This is a genomic window from Aureimonas jatrophae (genome assembly GCF_900104035.1).
GTDB classification, from domain to species: Bacteria; Pseudomonadota; Alphaproteobacteria; order Rhizobiales; family Rhizobiaceae; genus Aureimonas; species Aureimonas jatrophae.
In genome coordinates this window covers 17331-35658 of sequence record NZ_FNIT01000003.1, presented here as the reverse complement: position 1 = coordinate 35658, position 18328 = coordinate 17331, and the positions used below count along the sequence as shown (strand labels likewise).

Sequence of the window (18328 nt, the reverse complement as noted above, 5' to 3'; positions counted from 1 at the left end):
ACCATGCGTGTTCGCCCTTCTTTAGCCAAGCTGACCCAGTGTAGGGGTGCGAAGGCCGGGCGTCGGCGGCTGAAGAACGGAACTGCGACACGAACGACGCATGAAAATTCTGGAACGCTACATCTTCCGCCGAGCGCTGACCTTCAGCGCGGGAGCGCTCGCATCGCTGGTCCTCGTGGTATGGATCGTGCAGGTGCTCCAGCGGCTGGATATCGTTCGCACCACGGCGACGGCGGCCGGCGACATCTTCTGGATCGCCCTGATGCTGATGCCCGATCTCGCGGCCGGCGTCCTGCCCTTCGCGCTTCTGATCGGTGCGATCCAGACCCTCAACAATCTGAATGCCGACTCGGAGCGTGCTGTGATCGCGGCGTCGGGCGGGTCGCGCAAGGTGATCGCCAACCCGATCCTTCTTCTGGGCGCCGTCGGAGCGCTGATCGTCTTCGTCAACTCCAATTACATCGGCCCCAAGGCCTCGAGCGCCTTCCAGAACGGCGTGCGCGCCATCAATGCCGACGCCATCAGCCTCTTTCTCCAGCCGGGCCGCTTCGAGCGCGTGCAGGACGGGCTGATCATGAGCATCAAGGAAGCACGCGGTCCCAACGTTCGCGGCCTGTTTCTGGCCGACACCCGCGATCCGGCTTTGGACCTGACCTACTTCGCGCGCGAGGCGACGGTCGTTGAGCGGCTGGGGCAGTCCTATCTCGTGCTCGACGACGGGCAGTTGCACCGCCGCGACAATACGGACGGCGCGGTCTCGATCATCGAGTTTCAGACCTACGCCTTCGATTTGGCGAACCTGCGTCCCGTGGATGCGGGCGACTGGATCCGCATGTCGGAGCGCTCGACGCGCGAACTCCTGAACCCCGATCCGAACGATCGCGTCTACCAGCTGCATCCCAACCAGTTCACCGAGGAACTGGCGCAGCGCCGGACCGACTTCCTGTATCCGATCGCCTTCGCGCTCTGGGCCCTGATCGTCGCCGGACATCCGCGCACGAATCGTCAGGGCCCCGGCGCGGCGATGATGCTCGGACTGAGCGGTGCGCTGGTTCTGAAGGCGTTGGGCTTCGTGGCCCTGTCGATGGTGCAGGACGACGTGCGAACGGTCTGGCTCGTCTACGCCCTCCCCCTATCGGCCATCGCCTTCGACCTGTGGCTCTACCTGTTCAACGTGAACGTCAGCGAGCTGCGCTGGGTGCGGCGATCGAACGATGCGGTGCGCCGCTTCGGCGTGCGGCTGATGCGCCTGCTGCCGCTGGCGCCCTTCGAGGGCAGGACGCCCGGCACATGAGACAGCGCACGCTCAGCCTCTACTTCCTGCGTCGCTACCTCATCAGCTTCGTTTCGACGCTGATCGCCGTTTTCGCGCTGACCTACCTCATCGACATGATCGAAGTGAGCCGGCGGGGCTCCTCGTCGCAGGTGGACTTCACGACGATCGCGACGATCTCGGCGCTTCGGGTGCCGGCCTTCATCGAGCAGGCCTTCCCGTTCATTATCCTCTTCTCGTCGATCTTCACGCTCGTCTCGCTGAACCGGAAGATGGAACTGGTCGTCGCCCGGGCCGCGGGCGTGTCGGTCTGGCAGATCCTTGCCCCGTTCATGGTTGGATCGGTCCTGATCGGCGCACTCGCGGTCTTCGCCTACAATCCAATCGCTTCGCTGGCCCGGGCGAAATCGGCAGATATCGAGACGGCGATCGGTGGCGTCACGGTTGCGCCCAATGCCCGCGCGCCCTGGCTGCGCCAGACGGGCAACGGCGTGGAATCGATCATCGGCGGGCGGTCCGTATCGAACGGAGGCGCCGTGATGGGCGGCGTCACCGCCTTCATCCTGAATGCCGACGGCATCGTGTCGGAGCGTATCGACGCCGCGCAGGCCCGCCTCGAGGACAACACGTGGCGGATCGACAACCCGACGATCACCCGCATCGGCTTTCCGCCGGAGCGGCGCGACACGTTCTCCATTCCCACGACCCTGTTGCCGGAATACATCGAGCAGCGTCTGGCCGACCCGGAGGCGATCTCGATCTGGGGCCTGTGGAGCAAGGTCGCGATCGCGCGTGCGCTGGGCTACAACGCCGACGCCTTCTCCATGCGGCTGCAGACCCTGATCGCCCGTCCGGCCCTGTTCGTCGCCATGACGTTACTCGCGGGCACCGTCGCTGTGCGCTATGCCCGGACCGGTCAGTCCGGCGGCCTGATCGTCAGTGGCGTCGCGGCCGGCTTCGTGCTTTACGTGATCACCTTCCTGGCGCAGGCGCTGGGAAGCAATGCCGTGATTCCAACCGTTGTGGCGGCTTGGTTTCCGGTCGTGGCGGCGGGATTGTTCGGGACGACGATCCTGCTCCATCAAGAGGACGGGTAGTATGACAGCGAGGGGGATCTCGCGCCGGACGATCGCCGGGGGGCGATCGGCGTTCCGGAGCGCACTTCTGGCGGGCGCGGCGCTCTCGGTGCTGGCGCTTGCGCCGTCCGTGGCGCTGGCCCAGGCGTCGCTCGGAGAGCTGGGCGCCAACGTCAACGTCCCTGCGGGCTCCCAGCTCTTCCTGGAAGCCGATACCGTCACCTACGACAGCGACAAGTCCGTCGTGACGGCCGCCGGCGGCGTGCAGATCGACTATGGCGGCTACAAGCTCGTCGCCCGCAACATCGTCTACGATCAGGCGTCGCGCCGGTTGGTGGCGTCGGGCGATGTCGAACTGGTCGAGCCCGGTGGAAACCGCATCTACGCCGACTCGATCGACGTGACCGATGACTTCGCCAACGGCTTCGTCGAGGCGCTGCGCATTGAGACGCCCGACAACACCCGCTTCGCCGCGGGACAGGCCGTGCGCGGCCCCGGCCAGCGCACGACGTTCGAGCAGGGCGTCTACACCGCGTGCGAGGCCTGCGAGCAGCACCCCGAACGCCCGCCAACCTGGCAGGTCAAGGCACGGCGAATCGTCTGGGATCAGGACCGCAAGGTTATTCGCTACTATGGTGCGAGGCTGGAGCTCTTCGGGGCGCCGCTGGTGTACCTGCCCTACTTTGCGTCGCCGGATCCGACCGTGAAGCGCCAGTCCGGCCTTCTCGCGCCGTCGTTCAAGTCGTCGAGCAAGACCGGCTTCGGCGTTCGCGTGCCGTACTACTTCGCGCTCGACGACAGTTCCGATCTGACGATCGCCGGAACGCCCTATTCCAAGCAGGGCTTCCTCGGGGAGGCGGAGTACCGCAAGGCCTTCGAGAACGGCTACTTCACGCTTCAGACCGCCGGCATCTCGCAAAGCGACCCAACGGCCTTCGACGATTTCCGCTACGACGGCGTCTCCATCAACCAGGACTTCCCTGGCGAAACCCGCGGCATGGTCGGCACGACGGGTCGCTTTGCGCTAAGCGATCGCTGGACGTTCGGATGGGATGTCCTCGCCCAGACCGACAACAACTTCTCGAACAACTACGAGATCGAGAACTTCAGTCAGGTCTACCACACGTCGGAAATCTATCTGACCGGATTGGGTGAGCAGAGCTTCTTCGACCTGCGCGCGCAGAAGTTCGACGTTCAGACGCAGAACCGTCTGACAGAGGACGTCCAACCCTACGTCCTGCCGACGCTGGACTACCAGTACATCGACGAGAACCCCGTTCTGGGAGGGCAGGTCACCTACGACGTCAACGTCACGAACCTGCGGCGCGACGCGACGAGCCCCGGTTACCTTCTCCTTTGCGAGTCGGCCTTCATCGAGAACGGCCTTTGCAACGGGACGGACGGTTTTCCGTATCGAACCGACGTGTTCCGTCGCAACACGCTGGAAGGCGACTACTCGCGTGCGACGACCCAGGCCGAATGGCGGCGAACCTTCACGACCGCCGGCGGACTGCTGCTGACACCGTCGCTGTCGGCCCGCGCCGATGTCTACCGCGCGGATATGAGCGCGGTCGGCTACCCATTCGGCGACCTGCCGCTGGGTCTCGGGGGCGTCGAGGTGGACGAGGCGGGGTTGCGCGGCATGGCGACGGCCGGCCTCGAGGCTCGCTATCCGTATTTGATCGAAACGGCCAACGCGAGCCACGTGATCACACCGATCGCGCAGCTCCTGATCCGTCCCGACGAAAGCGTCGCGGGCGAGCTTCCGAACGAGGACGCCCAGAGCCTCGTCTTCAATGCCGGCAATCTCTTCTCGGAGGACAAGTTCTCCGGCTACGACCGGATTGAGGGCGGAACGCGTGCCAATGTGGGCGTCCAGTATTCCGGCGTGTTCGGCGCGGGATACGCGATTGACGCCCTGATCGGACAATCCTTCCATCTGGCGGGCGAGAACCCGTATGCGCAGGTGGACTACGCATTGGTCGGGTTCGAGTCGGGTCTCCAGAACGACCGCTCCGACTACGTGTCCGCCATGACGCTTGCGACGCCGATTGGCGTCAGCCTCGGGGCGCAGGGTCGCTTCGACAAGGATACGCTCGACGTGAACCGGGCGGACCTGATGGGCGGCGTGTCCTACAAGCGCGTCGACACGTCGGTCGTCTACTCGCTGATCAGCGCGCAGCCGACCTACGGCTTCCCGGAGGACCGCCACCAGGTCACGACGGCCGCGACGCTGCGGGTGACCGACGAGATCCGCACGTTCGGCTCGGTGTCCTACGACATCGAGAACGCGCAGATCATCGATCGCTCGTTCGGTATCGGCTACGCCGACGAATGCTTCAGCTTGATTGCCGAGTACAAGAACACCAGCGACCGCTACAACCTGACATCCGCGGAAACGAAGGTGCTGTTCAAGCTTTCGCTGCGCACGTTGGCGGACGCCGACTTCGGTTACGGTCTGGGTTCGAACTGACGCAGGCGCGAGGCTTGCCATCGATGGCCCTGCGATCTTCCGATCGCGGGGCGCATCGGTTAGAACCACCATGGTTTCGCCAAGAGCCTGTGCCACGAACGCGGATGCCCTTGCCCGTCCGCCATCCGAGAATCGGAGCCGAACCCATCATGATCCGCCAGTTTGCCGCCCGCATGCTGCTGTGCTCCGCGTTGGCGGCGACGGCGCTGACCGCGACGATGCCTACGGCGCAGGCCGCGTCCGAGATCAAGGTCGTGGTGAACAAGCAGCCGATCACGACCTTCCAGATCAATCAACGTCTGGCCTTCATGAAGTTGCGCCGGGCACCGGGCGGCGCGGAAGCCGCCACCAACGAATTGATCGACGAGGCGCTCAAGGTTCAGGAAGCCCGGCGTCGTGGCATCCAGATCCCCGATCCCATGGTGGACGAGGCGTTCGGACGCTTTGCCAAGGACAACAAGCTGACCGAAGCGCAACTCGGTCAGGTGCTGGGGCAGGCCGGCTTCTCGACGAAGGGGTTCAAGGACTACATCCGCGTACAGATGGCCTGGGGACAGGCCGTTCAGGCCAACATGCGCCAGAGCGAGCGACTGACGGAGTCCGAGGTCGTCCAACGCATGCTGCAGCAGGGCGGCCAGAAGCCGTCGACGACGGAATACACGCTGCAGCAGGTCATCTTCGTCGTTCCGCCGGCGCAGCGTGGCTCGGCGATGGGCCGGCGCATGCAGGAAGCCAACGCCATGCGTCAGCGCTTCAACTCCTGCGCGTCGACCTATGATCTCGCCAAGGGCCTGAAGGACGTCACCGTGCGCGATCTCGGCCGTGTCGCGCAGCCGGAGCTGCCGCCGCGCTGGAAGAACGACATCGTCGCGGGCTCGCGCGGCAAGACCACGAAGGCGATCGAAACCGAGCGCGGCGTCGAGTTCGTCGCGATCTGCGACACGCGGTCGATCAGCGACGACCAGGCCGCCGCCATGGTGTTCCAGGCGCGCGACATGGAAGCGATGGGCAAGCAGGAGCCCGACCAAGCTCTGTTGAAGAAGCTCAAGGACCGCGCGACGATCGTTCGGCGCTGACGGTGGACGACGCCCCCTCGCCGCTTCTGGCGGTCACGATCGGTGAACCGTCTGGGGTCGGCGCCGACGTGACCTTGATGGCTCATCGCGACCGCGAGCGACTGAACCTTCCGCGTTTCGTACTTCTGGCCGACCCGGAGATGGTGGCGCAACGCGCCGAACGTCTCGAGATCGACGTGTCGATCCGGACCGTCGGCAGTCCCGCCGAGGCTCTCGAAGGGTCGGAGCAAGACCTGGCCGTGTTGCCGCTCGTGAACCGTCACCTTGAGGCGCCGGGACGCACCGACCCGGCCAACGGTGCCGGAACGGTCGAGGCGATCGATCGGGCGACCCGCCTCTGCCTGTCGGGCGATGTGGCGGCGCTCGTGACCAACCCGATCGACAAGAAGGCGCTCTACGACGTCGGCTTCGCGCATCCCGGCCACACCGAGTATCTCGCGGATCTCTGCGGGGCGCTGACCGGCCGCGTGCTCCAGCCGGTGATGCTGCTGACGGGACCGGAGTTGTCCTGTGTTCCAGTCACGATCCATATTCCGCTCGCCGACGTACCTCGCGCGCTGACCACCGATCTCATCGTGGCGACCGCGCGGATCGTCTCGGACGACCTGCGATCGCGCTTCGCACTCGATGCGCCTCGTCTCGCCATCGCTGGCCTGAATCCGCACGCAGGCGAGCGCGGTGCGATCGGGCGCGAGGACGAGGACGTCGTGCGGCCGGCCGTCGAGATCCTGCGGGCCGCGGGGGTCGATGCCATCGGACCGCTGCCGGGAGATACGCTGTTCCACCCTGAGGCGCGCGCAACCTACGACGTGGCACTTTGCATGTACCACGATCAGGCGTTGATCCCGGCCAAGACCCTCGCCTTTGATGAGACCGTCAACGTAACGCTCGGCCTGCCGGTGATCCGCACCTCGCCCGATCACGGGACCGCGGCCGATCGCGCCGGCAACGGCACCGCTCGGCCGAACAGCTTCATTGCCGCCCTGCGCCTGGCTGGGCGCATGGCGGCCATTCGAGCCGAGTCACCGGTCGCCGCGTGAGTCTGGCATTCGACGGCTTGCCGCCGCTTCGCGAGGTCATGGAGGCCAACGGTCTCGACCCACGCCGCGCGCTGGGGCAGAACTTCCTTCTCGACCTCAATCTGACCGGACGCATCGCCCGGCAAGCGATGCCGCTGGAAGGCGAGACGGTCGTCGAGGTTGGCCCGGGTCCGGGCGGGCTCACCCGCGCCCTTCTGGCGCATGGTGCCGGCCACGTGATCGCGATCGAGAAGGACCCGCGCTGCCTGCCGGCGCTGCAGGCCGTCGCTCAGCATTACCCGGGACGCCTGACGGTCGTCGAAGGCGATGCCCTCGACATCGATCCGGCCAGCTTGTGCGAGGGTCCGTACAAGATCGTCGCCAACCTGCCCTACAATATCGGCACCCAACTCCTGCTGAACTGGATCACCGTTGAGCCCTGGCCGCCGCGCTGGTCGAGCCTGACGCTCATGTTCCAACGCGAGGTCGCGTTGCGGATCGTGGCGGAAGCGGACGACGATCATTACGGCCGGCTTGGCGTTCTCTGCGGCTGGCGCACGAACGCGGCCATCCTCTTTGACGTGTCTCGCGAGGCCTTCACGCCGCCACCGAAGGTGACCTCGTCGATCGTGCAGCTGGAGCCGAAGGCCTCCCCCCTACCCGCTCGTCTCCTCGATCTCGAACGCGTGACGCAGGCGGCCTTCGGTCAGCGTCGCAAGATGCTGCGTCAAAGCCTGAAGCCGGTGGGGGGTGAAGCCCTGCTCCGGACGGTCGGCATCGACCCGCAACGCCGCGCCGAGACGCTATCCGTCGCGGAGTTCGTCGATCTCGCGAACGCTCTAGGCCGTTAAAGGTCCAGGGCTTCCTCGAGAAGCGCTTGCGTGAAATCGAACAGGCCGGGGCGTCGGTCGCGCCGCAGACGCTCCGCGTTGACGATCGAGAGAACCGCCGAGAAGGCACGGTCCAGATCGTCGTTGACGACGACATACTCGTAGTCGCGCCAGCGTTCGATCTCGACACTCGCGTTGCGCAGCCGCATGGCGATCGTATCGCCCGAGTCCTCCGCACGCCGCATGAGGCGCAGCTTCAGCTCCTTCATCGACGGGGGCAGGATGAAGATCGACACGATGTCGGACTTCGCCTGCTCCTGCAGTTGTCGGGCCCCCTGCCAGTCGATGTCGAAGAGCATGTCGCGCCCTTCGCGCATCGCCTTCTCGGCGGCATCGCGCGGCGTTCCGTACAGGTTGCCGTGCACCTCCGCCCATTCCAGCAGCGCGTCGGTCGCGCGCAACCGCTCGAAGGTGGGAACGTCGATGAAGTGGTAGTGAACGCCGTCGATCTCGCTGGGTCGGCGCTTGCGGGTCGTGACGCTGATCGACAGCGAGAAGCGCGGATCGAGCTCCAGGAGGTTTCTGGCGATCGTCGACTTCCCCGCGCCGGAGGGCGACGAGATGACGAGCATCAGGCCGCGCCTTGCGACGGAAACGGTCGATTCGATATCGGTCAGCGACTTCATTCTATATTCTGCACCTGTTCGCGGAACTGGTCGACCGACAGCTTGAGGTCAAGCCCGATGGCCGTCAGCGCGGTTGCGTTCGACTTGGCACAGAGCGTATTCGCCTCACGGTTAAATTCTTGCGACAGGAAATCGAGACGGCGGCCAACCGGCTCGTCGAGCGACAGCAGCTCGCGGGCGGCGGCGACATGCGCCGTCAGACGATCGAGCTCCTCACGAATGTCGGCGCGCGTGGCAATCAAGGCCGCCTCCTGATGCAGGCGCGCCTCATCGAGGCCGTCGGCTGCGCCCCGAAGAAGCGCCACCTGATCGGCCAGGCGCGCGCGAATCGCCTCGATGCTACGCGCCGGGTGCGCCTCCGCCTGATTGGTCAGTTCCTCGATCCGATCGAGCCGCACGTTCAGAACAGCCAGAAGCGAACGGCCCTCGGTCTCGCGCGAGCGTCGAAGCGCCACGAGCGCTTCTTGAAAGGCGGCCAGAATCTCGTCCCGTTGTTCGGAAAGGGCAGCGGCCGGCTCCGCATCCGCCACCTCGATGACGCCGCGCAGGGCGAGCAGGCCGTCAGCGCTCGGCGGCGCGGCGCGGCCCTCGCTGACCAGCGCGTCGGACAGACGCAGCAGATCCGTCAGCAACGCCTCGTTGACGCGAAAACCCGGCACCTCGACACCTGGATCACGGCGATGAGCGAGCGATACTTGGACGTTGCCCCGCCCGAGCGCGCCAGCAGCGAGGCGTCGGATGTCGGCCTCGAGTTCCTCGAAGCCCGGCGGCAGGCGAAGGCGGATTTCAAGCCCCTTGCCGTTCACCGATCGAAGTTCCCACACGAAACCGGACGGCGCTCCGTCTCGTTCGACGCGCGCGAAGCCCGTCATGCTGCGAAGGCTCATCGCGCGCTCCCTTTTTGCCAGTAATGCTTGCCGATGTCAGGGAGCGATGGCTCTGACGCCCGTGCCGGTGGCGTTCTGATCGTTCGCCGTCTGGCGCTCGATCGCGCGGTACCGCCGGACGTTGACGTTGTGCTGGTCGAGCGTGGAGGCGAAGGCATGGCCGCCGGTGCCGTCCGCAACGAAGTACAGATCGTCGGTATCGAGGGGATGGGCCACGGCTTCCAGCGCCGCGCGGCCCGGATTGGCGATCGGACCCGGCGGAAGGCCGCGGATCACATAGGTGTTGTAGGGCGTCTCACCTTGAATGTGCGACTGACGGATCGGCTCGTTGGGCGGCTTACCTGCGCCACCCCAAATACCGTAGATAATGGTCGGATCGGACTGAAGACGCATGTTCTTGCGCAGGCGATTGACGAAGACCGAGGCGACGTGCGGACGCTCGGACGCGATCCCGGTCTCCTTCTCGACGATCGAGGCGAGCGTCACGAACTGACCGACATCCGAGATCGGCAGGTTCGGCGCACGATCGGCCCAGATGTCCTGAACGAGCTTCGACTGGGCGGCGCTCATCTGCTGTACGATCTCGGCGCGGCTCTGGCCGCGCGTGAAACGGTAGGTCTCGGGCAGCAGCGTGCCCTCTGGGACCATCGGCGGCAGATCGCCGGCGAGCGCCTCCTCCGCAGCCAGGCGCGCGTAGATCTGCGCAACGGTCCAGCCCTCGGGTACCGTCACGGCATGCAGGATCGCGTCACCGTCGCGAAGCGTCTCCATGACGTCGCGCATGCTGGCGCCGGGCGCGAAGGCATACTCGCCGGCCTTGAGCTGCCCACCAGCGCCTTCGAGACGGACGCCATACTCGAAGATCGAGGCGTTGGAGATGATGCCCGCCCGCTCCAGTCCGTTCGCGATCCCGTCGAGCCCACCACCGCGCGGCACGAGATAGGTCGCCTCCGCGGCGAGAGGACCGCGGCCCTCGAACTGCCCCTTGCCCCACCACAGCAACGCGCCGGCACCGATTGCGAGGAACAGGGCGATCGTGAACAGGAAGTTCATCGCGATCACGAAACCGTTGCGGGCGCCGCGCGAGCGACGCCGGCGCCGTGCGGCACGCATCTCCTCGACGGTCGGCGGAATCGGGGTGTCGTTGGGCTGGGTGCCGGACGTCACGCTCTTCTCCCGGGGACTGGCAGCGCCTCGCGGCGGCTCGGAAACAAAACGGCAGGGGCGGTCCGGAGATTGTCCGGCCGCCCCCGCTCAGTTGCATCAACGGTGAATATGGCGAAACGCCGAGCGATCAGGCCGCGTAGCGACGCAGGACCAGCGATGCGTTCGTACCGCCAAAACCGAAGGAGTTCGACAAGGCGACATTGACCTCGCGCTCCCGCGCCTTGTGGGGCACGAGATCGATGGGCGTATCACGCTCGGGGTTGTCGAGATTGAGTGTGGGCGGCACGATGTTGTCGCGGATCGACAACGTCGCGAAGATCGCCTCGATCGCGCCGGCCGCTCCCAGAAGATGGCCGACCGCCGACTTCGTGGACGACATCGAGATGCGCGACGCCGCGTTGCCCGCCAGACGCTCCACGGCCCCGAGTTCGATGGTATCGGCCATCGTGGAGGTGCCATGGGCGTTGACGTAGTCGATGTCGCTGGCGGTCAGGCCCGCACGCTTCAGCGCCATGCTCATGCAACGATAGGCGCCGTCGCCGTCCTCGGACGGCGCGGTGATATGATAGGCATCGCCGGACAGGCCGTAGCCGACGACTTCCGCATAGATCTTGGCGCCTCGCGCCAGAGCATGCTCCAGCTCTTCCAGGACGACGATGCCCGCGCCCTCGCCCATGACGAAACCGTCCCGGTCCCGGTCGTAGGGCCGCGAAGCCTTCTGCGGATCGTCGTTGTGCTGGGTCGACAGGGCCTTGCATGCGGCAAAGCCGGCCAGCGAGATACGGCAGATCGGCGATTCGGCGCCGCCCGCGACCATGACGTCGGCATCGCCGAGCGCGATCATCCGCGTGGCATCGCCGATCGCATGGGCGCCGGTCGAGCAGGCCGTCACCACGGCGTGGTTCGGACCACGCAGCTTGTGACGGATGGAGACCTGACCGGAAACGAGGTTGATCAGGCGACCTGGAATGAAGAAGGGCGAGATCCGCCGGGGACCCTTGTCGCGCAGCGTATAGCCGGCATCGACGATACCCTCGAGGCCGCCGATGCCCGAACCGATCAACACGCCCGTAGCGACCTGATCCTCATCGGTCGCCGGATGCCAGTTCGCATCGGCCAGCGCCATGTCGGCCGCAGCCATGCCGTAGACGATGAACGGATCGACCTTGCGCTGGTCCTTGGGCTCCATCCAGTCGTCGGCATTGTAGGTGCCTTCGGAGCCGTCACCGACCGGGATGCGGCAAGCGATCTTCGCGGGAAGGTCCTCGACCTCGAACTCCGTGACGCGGCGGGCACTGTTCTGACCCGCCAGCAAGCGCGACCAGGTCACCTCCGTTCCGCATCCCAAGGGAGATACCATGCCGGTACCGGTGATCACGACGCGTCTCATGGCCTGTCAGTCCAACCCATCATCTCGGATCGTCCGCTTGCGACGGTAAAGGCCCGGATCACCGGGCGAGCTGGGCGAACCACCACGGGTTCGCCCATGGGGATCACGGGATCCCCATCCTGGACAGGCGATTAGGCCTGATTCTTCTCGATGAACTTCACCGCATCGCCGACGGTCAGGATGGTCTCGGCCGCGTCATCGGGGATCTCGACGCCGAACTCCTCCTCGAACGCCATGACGAGCTCGACCGTGTCCAAGCTGTCCGCGCCCAGGTCGTCGATGAACGAAGCGTTCTCCGTCACCTTCTCCTGCTCGACGCCCAGATGCTCGACGACGATCTTCTTAACCCGTTCAGCGGTATCGCTCATGGTCAGTCCTTGTGTTGAAGTGGCTTCCGCCGTTTTCGTTAGACGCCGGAGGTGGGATTATCAAGCGGCCCGCCCGCCGGCGCGAACCTGCGGAGCGGCACATGAGAAGAGGGTTGGTTAAGCCCGCCCACCGCTGGCGAAAGCCGGCGCGTCGGGCATTAGCACGGCACCGGCAGGGGGCCAACCCGCCCGGGCGACCGCGCAGGCGGCTTCAGATCATCGCCATGCCGCCGTTGACATGCAGCGTCTGGCCGGTGACGTAACCCGCCTCCGTCGAAGCGAGATAGAGAGCGGCCGCCGCGATGTCGTCGCCAGCGCCCATCCGCTTCATCGGAATGGCGCCAAGGATCGCCTCCTGCTGCTTTTCGTTGAGCTTGTCGGTCATCGCGCTCGCAATAAAGCCGGGCGCGATGCAGTTGACGGTCACGTTGCGCGAGGCGATCTCCTGCGCAAGCGACTTCGAGAACCCGATCATGCCGGCCTTGGCCGCACAGTAGTTGGCCTGCCCCGGGTTGCCGGTCACGGCCACCACGGAGGTGATGTTGATGATGCGTCCGAAGCGGCGGCGCATCATCGGATGCGTAAGGCCGCGCGTGAGGCGGAAGGCGGAGGTGAGATCCACCTCGATGATGCGGTCCCAGTCCTCGTCCGACATGCGGACGAACAGGCCGTCCTTGGTGATGCCCGCGTTGTTGACCAGAATGTCGACGCCTCCGAGTTCAGCCTCGGCCGTCTCCGCGAGCGCCGACTGCGCAGCGCGATCTCCGAGGTCGGCCGGAAACACATGGACGCGCTCGCCGAGCTCGCCCGCCAGCGCCTCCAGCTTCTCGCGCCGTGTGCCGTGAAGGCCGACAACGGCACCCGCGGCATGAAGCTTGCGGGTGATCGCCTCGCCGATGCCGCCGCTGGCACCTGTGACGAGCGCCTTGCGGCCGGAAAGGTCGAACATGAGGGCTATCCTTGAACCTTGGAAGTCAGGCGAGACGCGCGATCGCCGCATCGACATCGGCGGGCGTGCCGACGCTGGATGCCGCAAGGCGCTTGTCGATCCGCTTGGCGAGACCAGCGAGGACCTTGCCCGCGCCGACCTCGAGCAGTGTGTCGACCTCCGCATCCGCCAGATACGCCATGCTCTCGCGCCAGCGGACCTGCCCGGTCACCTGCTCGACCAGGTGCTCGCGGATCTCGCCGGGATCGGAGATGGCCGACGCCAGAACGTTGGCGACCAGGGGTACGCGGGGCGCCTCGATGCGAGCCCCGGCGAGCGCCTCCGCCATGCGATCGGCGGCTGGCTGCATCAGCATGCAATGGAAAGGGGCCGAAACAGGCAATGCGATGGCGCGCTTGGCGCCGCGCGTCAGCGCTGCGGCCATGGCGCGTTCGACGGCATCGCGCGTTCCGGAGATGACGATCTGGCCGCCGCCGTTGTCGTTGGCGATCTGGCATACGCCGCCCTGGCCCGCTTCCTCGCAGACCGAAGCCAGGTCGGCGTCGTCGAGACCGAGGATCGCGGCCATCGCGCCCTCGCCTTCGGGAACCGCCGCCTGCATGGCGTCGCCACGAATGCGAAGGAGCCGTGCCGCGTCGGCGACATCCAACGCTCCGGCAGCGGCCAGGGCCGAATACTCGCCGAGCGAATGGCCGGCCACGAAGTCGACGCGGCCCCAGTCGAAGCCGCGTGCTTCCAGCGCGCGCATCGCGGCAAGCGATACGGCCATGAGCGCCGGCTGGGCGTTGCGGGTCGAGCGCAGCACGTCTTCGGGACCGTTCCAGATCGTCTCGCTCAGACGCTCGCCCAATGCCTCGTCGACGGCATCAAAGACGGCGCGGCTTTCGGGGAAGGCGTCCGCGAGTTCCCGGCCCATGCCGACCGTCTGGCTTCCCTGACCCGGAAATAGCAGCGCTAGCGTCATATCGTCCTGTTCCCCCTGCCTTTCGTTGCGGCGGTGAATGGGCAGCCGTCGGTTGCATGTCAAGGTCGCGCACCCCAAACAGCAAGCGACAGGCTTGCAACGCAAGGCCGATTGGGCTAAGCGCACCCCGTCGTCGCCGGATGCCACAGCCGGGGGCTGAACGGAAGTCGTTCGCGCTTTGGTTCGAACGATGCGGGTTTGTTCCCGTGTCTTCCCGTGTCCCCGCTCTCGACCGTCTCACCTGACGCGTCTTTCCAATACCGTCCGCCTGCCGGTCGGTCTCCGAGGAGAGTCGCAGAGGCTTAGCCGCTGTGCCCCGTGCGATTCAACGCGATGGAAAGGCAAACGCCATGGCTCTCTACGAGCACGTTTTCCTTGCCCGACAGGACATCAGCGGCCAGCAGGTCGAAGCGCTCGTGGAACAGTACCGCGGCGTGATCGAGGCCAATGGCGGCAAGGTCGGCAAGGTCGAGAATTGGGGTCTGAAGACCCTCACCTACCGGATCAAGAAGAACCGGAAGGCCTACTACACGCTCATGAACATCGACGCGCCCGCCGCTGCGGTCGTGGAGATGGAGCGTCAGATGCGCTTCAACGAAGACATCCTGCGCTACATCACCATCCGCGTCGAAGAGCACGACGAGAACCAGTCGGCGATGATGCAGAAGCGCGACGACCGTCCGCGTCGCGGCGACCGCGACGGCGGCGACCGTCCGCCGCGCCGTGACCGCGACGGTGATCGTCCGCGTCGCGAGGACGACGATCGTCCCCGCCGTCCCCGCACCGAGGAGGCCGCGTAAATGGTCGACATCGCCCAGCTTCCGACCCGCCGTCCGTTCCATCGTCGTCGCAAGTCCGACCCGTTCGCGTCGGGCGAGTCGCCGAAGATCGACTACAAGGACGTCCGCCTCCTGCAGCGCTACATCTCGGAGCGCGGCAAGATCGTGCCGTCGCGCATCACGGCCGTCTCGCAGAAGAACCAGCGTGCGCTCGCCCAGGCGATCAAGCGCGCCCGCTTCCTGGGTCTGCTGCCCTACGTCCTGAAGTAATACAGGTCGGCCGGCCGCGGCGTTCGCGGTCGGCCGTTTTCCCTGCCCGGTGCTCGGCGCCCGGATGCAGGATGCGACGAAAATCGCCGAGTTGGGGCGCCCTGCCCCTAACTGCGCGCCCCGCAGGACAGCGAAGAGTTCATGAAGCCCGACGCCCTTCTCATCGGCCTTCTGGCCGGCCTTGCCTCCGCCCTTCTGTTCGCCGGGCTCGTCACCCAGTCAAGCGGCGCGGTCGGCCTTGCGCTGGTTGCCCCCGTCCCCATCATGCTCGCCAGCCTCGGCTGGGGCTCGGCCAGCGGCTTCGTCGCGGCGCTCGCGGCCTTCGGTGCCGTCGCCGCTGCGGCTGGAACGTTGAACGCAGGCTTCTCGGTTCTCATCCCGGTCGCGCTGCCCGCCGCGATCCTGGGACACATCGCCGGACTGGCGCGCCCGATCGAAGGACCGCACCGTCAGCCGCAGCTCGACTGGTTTCCGGTCCGCCGCATCCTTCTGTCAGCCACGCTTCTGGCGGCCGCTGCCTGCATCGCGCTCGGCGCCCTGATTGGCTTTGATCGCGACGAGCTCGCCCCGCTCGTTGCCGAAGCGTTGACCCAACAAGGTGCGAGCGGCGACCTGCAATCCGCTCAGGTGCAGGAAATCGCTCACTTCGTCGTCGGCGCCATCCCGTTCGTGCAGCCAGCCTTCCTTCTTCTGACGCTCGTGATCTGCCTGTATGTCTCGGCGGCCATCGCGCGTACGAGCGGTCGCCTGCAACGCCCTCGCGACGACATCCCGGCCACCGCAACGTTGCCTCGCAACGCCCTGACGCTCTTCGCGGTCGCGCTGGCAGCCTCGTTTCTGGGCGGCACGGCCGGAACCGTCGCGGCGGTTCTGGTCGGCGCCTTGGCGCTCGCCTTCACGTTCGTCGGTCTGGCAGCGCTGCACCGGCGCACGCGAGGCCGCCCGTCGCGGGTCCTGATCCTCTTCACGACCTATGCGGCGATCGCGCTTTTGTCCTTCCCGCTTCTCGCCTTCCTGGTGCTCGGCCTGTTCGAGACCGCGAAACCGCCGGCTTCGCCGGCAGACGCCTGAACCTCAACCCTCAAAAGGAAACTGTACCATGGACGTCATCCTTCTCGAGCGCATCCACCGCCTGGGCGCTCTGGGCGACACCGTTCGCGTGCGCGACGGCTACGCCCGCAACTATCTGCTGCCGACCGGCCGCGCCCTGCGCGCCAACGATGCCAACCGCGCCAAGTTCGAGTCGCAGAAGGCTCAGCTCGTCGCGCGCAACGAGGAGCGTCGCTCCGAAGCCCAGGGCCTGGGCGAGACGCTGGACGGCAAGAGCTTCACGATCGTTCGCTCGGCGGGCGAGACCGGTCAGCTCTACGGCTCGGTGTCCGCTCGCGACTTGGCCGACATTCTGAAGGCGGAAGGCTTCGACGTCAGCCGCAACGCGGTCGAGCTGAACCAGCCGATCAAGGCGATCGGCATCCACAAGGTGACCATCGTCCTTCACGCCGAAGTCTCGATCACGATCAACGTGAACGTCGCTCGCTCCGCCGAGGAAGCCGAGCGTCAGGCGCGTGGCGAGACCCTCACCTCCGCGGCCGCCATCTACGGCGTCGACGAGGACGAGTATGCCGACGAGGACGAGGGCGCCGAGGAGACCGAAGCCGGCGAGAACACGGCCGAAGCGCAGGTCTGAACCATAGCGCGAAGCCAAAATCGCTTCGCGTCACTGAGCTTTTCGCAACGAATGGGCGTTCCGGGGGACCGGGACGCCTTTTCTTTTTGCGTGATCACGTCATTCTGATTTGGCTTTCACGCAGGTCCGTGAGGCGAGTCGGAGGCGCTGATGTATCCGCTTCTTTCCTTCTACCTGAAGCGTCTGATCCGGACGGGAACGCTGCTGATCCAAACCGCCGATGGACGCCAGTACCGCTTCGGTGACGGCAGTCCGCCCCAGGTCGAGCTCCGCTTGAACTCCCGGGCCGCCGAGCGCCAGATCGCCCATAACCCGGCCTTGAAACTCGGCGAATGCTACATGGACGGCGAGGTCGACATGATGTCGGGCTCGATCTACGACCTGATCGCCCTCGTCTTCGAAAACGCCGCGATGACCGCGACGGGGCAGCCATGGATGAAGGCGATCGAACAGGTCCGCCTCTTGTACCGGCGCATCGTCCAGAACAACGTGCCGAAGCGCTCGCGGCGAAACGTGCAGCGGCACTACGATCTGTCGGCCGATCTCTACGCCCTCTTCCTCGACCCCGACTGGCAGTATTCCTGCGCCTACTTCGAGACGCCCGACCAGTCGCTCGCCGACGCGCAGCTTGCCAAGAAGCGGCACATCGCGGCCAAGCTTCTCTTCGACCGGCCCGACCTCGCGACGCTCGACATCGGCAGCGGATGGGGCGGCATGGGGCTTTATCTCGCCCGCGAGTGCAGAGCGAAGGTGAAGGGCGTCACGCTTTCGGACGAGCAGCTCAAGCGCTCCAACGCGAGGGCCGCCGAGAGCGGCCTGTCGGACCGTGTCCGGTTCGAGCTCGAGGACTACCGGCATATCGATGAGCGCTTCGACCGGATCGTCTCGGTCGGCATGTTCGAGCATGTCGGACGCGACTTCTACGATCCGTTCTTCACGCAGGCCGCCAAGCTGCTGAAGCCGGACGGGGTGATGCTGCTGCATACGATCGGACGCACCACCGCGCCCTACAACACCAACAGCTTCATCGATAAGCACATCTTCCCCGGCGGCTACATTCCGTCACTCTCCGAAGTCATGCCGGCAATCGAGCGCTCGGGCCTCGGCATCACCGACATCGAAGTCCTGCGCCTGCACTACGCCGAGACGTGCCGCGACTGGCGCGAGGCGTTCCTCGCCCGTTGGTCGGAAGCCGAAGCGCTCTACGACCGCCGCTTCTGCCGCATGTGGGAATTCTACCTCGCGATCTCGGAGGCCTCGTTCCGCTGGCAGGGGTATGTCGTGTTCCAGATCCAGCTGACGCACGCGGTCGACACGCTGCCGATCCGACGCGACTACATGAAGGATGCGGAGCAGGCGCTGAAGCAGCGCGACACACGCCCCGTCAGCCAACCGGCGCGCGAGTGCGTCGCCGCCGAGTAGCGGAGCCCCGAC

Annotated in this window: 18 protein-coding genes; 11 read left to right on the top strand and 7 right to left on the bottom strand. The window is 66.0% G+C overall.

Features of this window, described 5'->3' with window-relative positions; all coding sequences use genetic code 11:
- The first annotated feature begins 100 nt into the window (after positions 1 to 100).
- From BLQ76_RS07860 to rsmA, 6 genes are all read left to right on the top strand, one after another.
- Positions 101 to 1294, top strand: a complete 1194-nt coding sequence (locus BLQ76_RS07860; RefSeq protein WP_090671541.1) for an LptF/LptG family permease — start codon at positions 101 to 103, stop codon at positions 1292 to 1294.
- A complete protein-coding gene (gene lptG / locus BLQ76_RS07855) occupies positions 1291 to 2370 on the top strand; it encodes an LPS export ABC transporter permease LptG (RefSeq protein WP_090671538.1) in 1080 nt (359 codons plus the stop codon). Before BLQ76_RS07860 ends, lptG begins: the two co-directional genes overlap by 4 nt.
- A gap of 1 nt (position 2371) precedes the next feature.
- Positions 2372 to 4822 carry an LPS-assembly protein LptD gene (locus BLQ76_RS07850; RefSeq protein WP_090671536.1) on the top strand — a complete coding sequence of 817 codons (2451 nt, stop codon included), beginning with the start codon at positions 2372 to 2374 and terminating at the stop codon, positions 4820 to 4822.
- A 149-nt stretch (positions 4823 to 4971) separates the two neighbouring features.
- Positions 4972 to 5898, top strand: coding sequence for a peptidylprolyl isomerase (locus tag BLQ76_RS07845; RefSeq protein WP_090672620.1), 927 nt, complete (start codon positions 4972 to 4974; stop codon positions 5896 to 5898).
- Complete coding sequence (gene pdxA / locus BLQ76_RS07840) at positions 5895 to 6938, top strand: 4-hydroxythreonine-4-phosphate dehydrogenase PdxA (RefSeq protein ID WP_210285803.1); 1044 nt, start codon at positions 5895 to 5897, stop codon at positions 6936 to 6938. Before BLQ76_RS07845 ends, pdxA begins: the two co-directional genes overlap by 4 nt.
- A 38-nt stretch (positions 6939 to 6976) precedes the next feature.
- Positions 6977 to 7768, top strand: a complete 792-nt coding sequence (gene rsmA / locus BLQ76_RS07835) for a 16S rRNA (adenine(1518)-N(6)/adenine(1519)-N(6))-dimethyltransferase RsmA (protein ID WP_210285802.1) — start codon at positions 6977 to 6979, stop codon at positions 7766 to 7768.
- Here the strand turns inward: rsmA and gmk are convergent.
- The 7 genes from gmk to fabD form a co-directional block, all read right to left on the bottom strand.
- A complete protein-coding gene (gene gmk / locus BLQ76_RS07830) occupies positions 7765 to 8433 on the bottom strand; it encodes a guanylate kinase (RefSeq protein WP_090671528.1) in 669 nt (222 codons plus the stop codon). The genes rsmA and gmk overlap by 4 nt on opposite strands.
- Positions 8430 to 9320, bottom strand: coding sequence for a YicC/YloC family endoribonuclease (locus BLQ76_RS07825; protein WP_090671525.1), 891 nt, complete (start codon positions 9318 to 9320; stop codon positions 8430 to 8432). Before BLQ76_RS07825 ends, gmk begins: the two co-directional genes overlap by 4 nt.
- 36 nt (positions 9321 to 9356) lie before the next feature.
- Positions 9357 to 10487: an endolytic transglycosylase MltG gene (gene mltG / locus BLQ76_RS07820; RefSeq protein WP_425285144.1), complete on the bottom strand. Its 1131-nt coding sequence runs from the start codon at positions 10485 to 10487 to the stop codon at positions 9357 to 9359.
- A gap of 127 nt (positions 10488 to 10614) precedes the next feature.
- On the bottom strand, positions 10615 to 11877 hold the full coding sequence (gene fabF, locus BLQ76_RS07815) for a beta-ketoacyl-ACP synthase II (RefSeq protein ID WP_090671522.1): 1263 nt from the start codon (positions 11875 to 11877) through the stop codon (positions 10615 to 10617).
- Positions 11878 to 12008: 131 nt separating this feature from the next.
- On the bottom strand, positions 12009 to 12245 hold the full coding sequence (locus tag BLQ76_RS07810; RefSeq protein WP_026358398.1) for an acyl carrier protein: 237 nt from the start codon (positions 12243 to 12245) through the stop codon (positions 12009 to 12011).
- A gap of 211 nt (positions 12246 to 12456) precedes the next feature.
- On the bottom strand, positions 12457 to 13194 hold the full coding sequence (fabG, locus tag BLQ76_RS07805; RefSeq protein WP_090671519.1) for a 3-oxoacyl-[acyl-carrier-protein] reductase: 738 nt from the start codon (positions 13192 to 13194) through the stop codon (positions 12457 to 12459).
- Between the two features lie 25 nt (positions 13195 to 13219).
- Entirely contained in the window at positions 13220 to 14158 is a 939-nt protein-coding gene (gene fabD / locus BLQ76_RS07800) for an ACP S-malonyltransferase (protein WP_090671516.1), read from the bottom strand.
- A gap of 350 nt (positions 14159 to 14508) precedes the next feature.
- On the opposite strand from fabD, the gene rpsF reads away from it, so the two are divergent.
- The 5 genes from rpsF to BLQ76_RS07775 all read left to right on the top strand — a co-directional run bounded on the left by rpsF (position 14509) and on the right by BLQ76_RS07775 (position 18316).
- The gene (gene rpsF, locus BLQ76_RS07795) at positions 14509 to 14958 is read left to right on the top strand and encodes a 30S ribosomal protein S6 (protein ID WP_090671513.1); all 450 of its coding nucleotides are present in this window, start codon (positions 14509 to 14511) and stop codon (positions 14956 to 14958) included.
- Complete coding sequence (rpsR, locus tag BLQ76_RS07790; RefSeq protein ID WP_062011642.1) at positions 14959 to 15207, top strand: 30S ribosomal protein S18; 249 nt, start codon at positions 14959 to 14961, stop codon at positions 15205 to 15207. It abuts the gene before it with no gap.
- 141 nt (positions 15208 to 15348) lie between these two features.
- Positions 15349 to 16278: a hypothetical protein gene (locus BLQ76_RS07785; protein ID WP_090671511.1), complete on the top strand. Its 930-nt coding sequence runs from the start codon at positions 15349 to 15351 to the stop codon at positions 16276 to 16278.
- Positions 16279 to 16306: 28 nt separating this feature from the next.
- On the top strand, positions 16307 to 16894 hold the full coding sequence (rplI, locus tag BLQ76_RS07780) for a 50S ribosomal protein L9 (protein WP_090671508.1): 588 nt from the start codon (positions 16307 to 16309) through the stop codon (positions 16892 to 16894).
- A 150-nt stretch (positions 16895 to 17044) separates the two neighbouring features.
- A complete protein-coding gene (locus BLQ76_RS07775) occupies positions 17045 to 18316 on the top strand; it encodes a cyclopropane fatty acid synthase (protein WP_090671505.1) in 1272 nt (423 codons plus the stop codon).
- The last annotated feature ends 12 nt before the right edge of the window (positions 18317 to 18328 follow it).

What these genes read in the sequence shown, in the direction of transcription:
- BLQ76_RS07860 (WP_090671541.1), top strand. Translation starts at nt 101, where the DNA reads ATGAAAATTCTGGAACGCTACATCTTCCGCCGAGCGCTGACCTTCAGC.
- lptG (WP_090671538.1), top strand. Translation starts at nt 1,291, where the DNA reads ATGAGACAGCGCACGCTCAGCCTCTACTTCCTGCGTCGCTACCTCATC.
- BLQ76_RS07850 (WP_090671536.1), top strand. Translation starts at nt 2,372, where the DNA reads ATGACAGCGAGGGGGATCTCGCGCCGGACGATCGCCGGGGGGCGATCG.
- BLQ76_RS07845 (WP_090672620.1), top strand. Translation starts at nt 4,972, where the DNA reads ATGATCCGCCAGTTTGCCGCCCGCATGCTGCTGTGCTCCGCGTTGGCG.
- rsmA (WP_210285802.1), top strand. Translation starts at nt 6,977, where the DNA reads ATGGAGGCCAACGGTCTCGACCCACGCCGCGCGCTGGGGCAGAACTTC.
- gmk (WP_090671528.1), bottom strand. Translation starts at nt 8,433, where the DNA reads ATGAAGTCGCTGACCGATATCGAATCGACCGTTTCCGTCGCAAGGCGC.
- BLQ76_RS07825 (WP_090671525.1), bottom strand. Translation starts at nt 9,320, where the DNA reads ATGAGCCTTCGCAGCATGACGGGCTTCGCGCGCGTCGAACGAGACGGA.
- fabF (WP_090671522.1), bottom strand. Translation starts at nt 11,877, where the DNA reads ATGAGACGCGTCGTGATCACCGGTACCGGCATGGTATCTCCCTTGGGA.
- BLQ76_RS07810 (WP_026358398.1), bottom strand. Translation starts at nt 12,245, where the DNA reads ATGAGCGATACCGCTGAACGGGTTAAGAAGATCGTCGTCGAGCATCTG.
- fabG (WP_090671519.1), bottom strand. Translation starts at nt 13,194, where the DNA reads ATGTTCGACCTTTCCGGCCGCAAGGCGCTCGTCACAGGTGCCAGCGGC.
- fabD (WP_090671516.1), bottom strand. Translation starts at nt 14,158, where the DNA reads ATGACGCTAGCGCTGCTATTTCCGGGTCAGGGAAGCCAGACGGTCGGC.
- rpsF (WP_090671513.1), top strand. Translation starts at nt 14,509, where the DNA reads ATGGCTCTCTACGAGCACGTTTTCCTTGCCCGACAGGACATCAGCGGC.
- rpsR (WP_062011642.1), top strand. Translation starts at nt 14,959, where the DNA reads ATGGTCGACATCGCCCAGCTTCCGACCCGCCGTCCGTTCCATCGTCGT.
- BLQ76_RS07785 (WP_090671511.1), top strand. Translation starts at nt 15,349, where the DNA reads ATGAAGCCCGACGCCCTTCTCATCGGCCTTCTGGCCGGCCTTGCCTCC.
- rplI (WP_090671508.1), top strand. Translation starts at nt 16,307, where the DNA reads ATGGACGTCATCCTTCTCGAGCGCATCCACCGCCTGGGCGCTCTGGGC.
- BLQ76_RS07775 (WP_090671505.1), top strand. Translation starts at nt 17,045, where the DNA reads ATGTATCCGCTTCTTTCCTTCTACCTGAAGCGTCTGATCCGGACGGGA.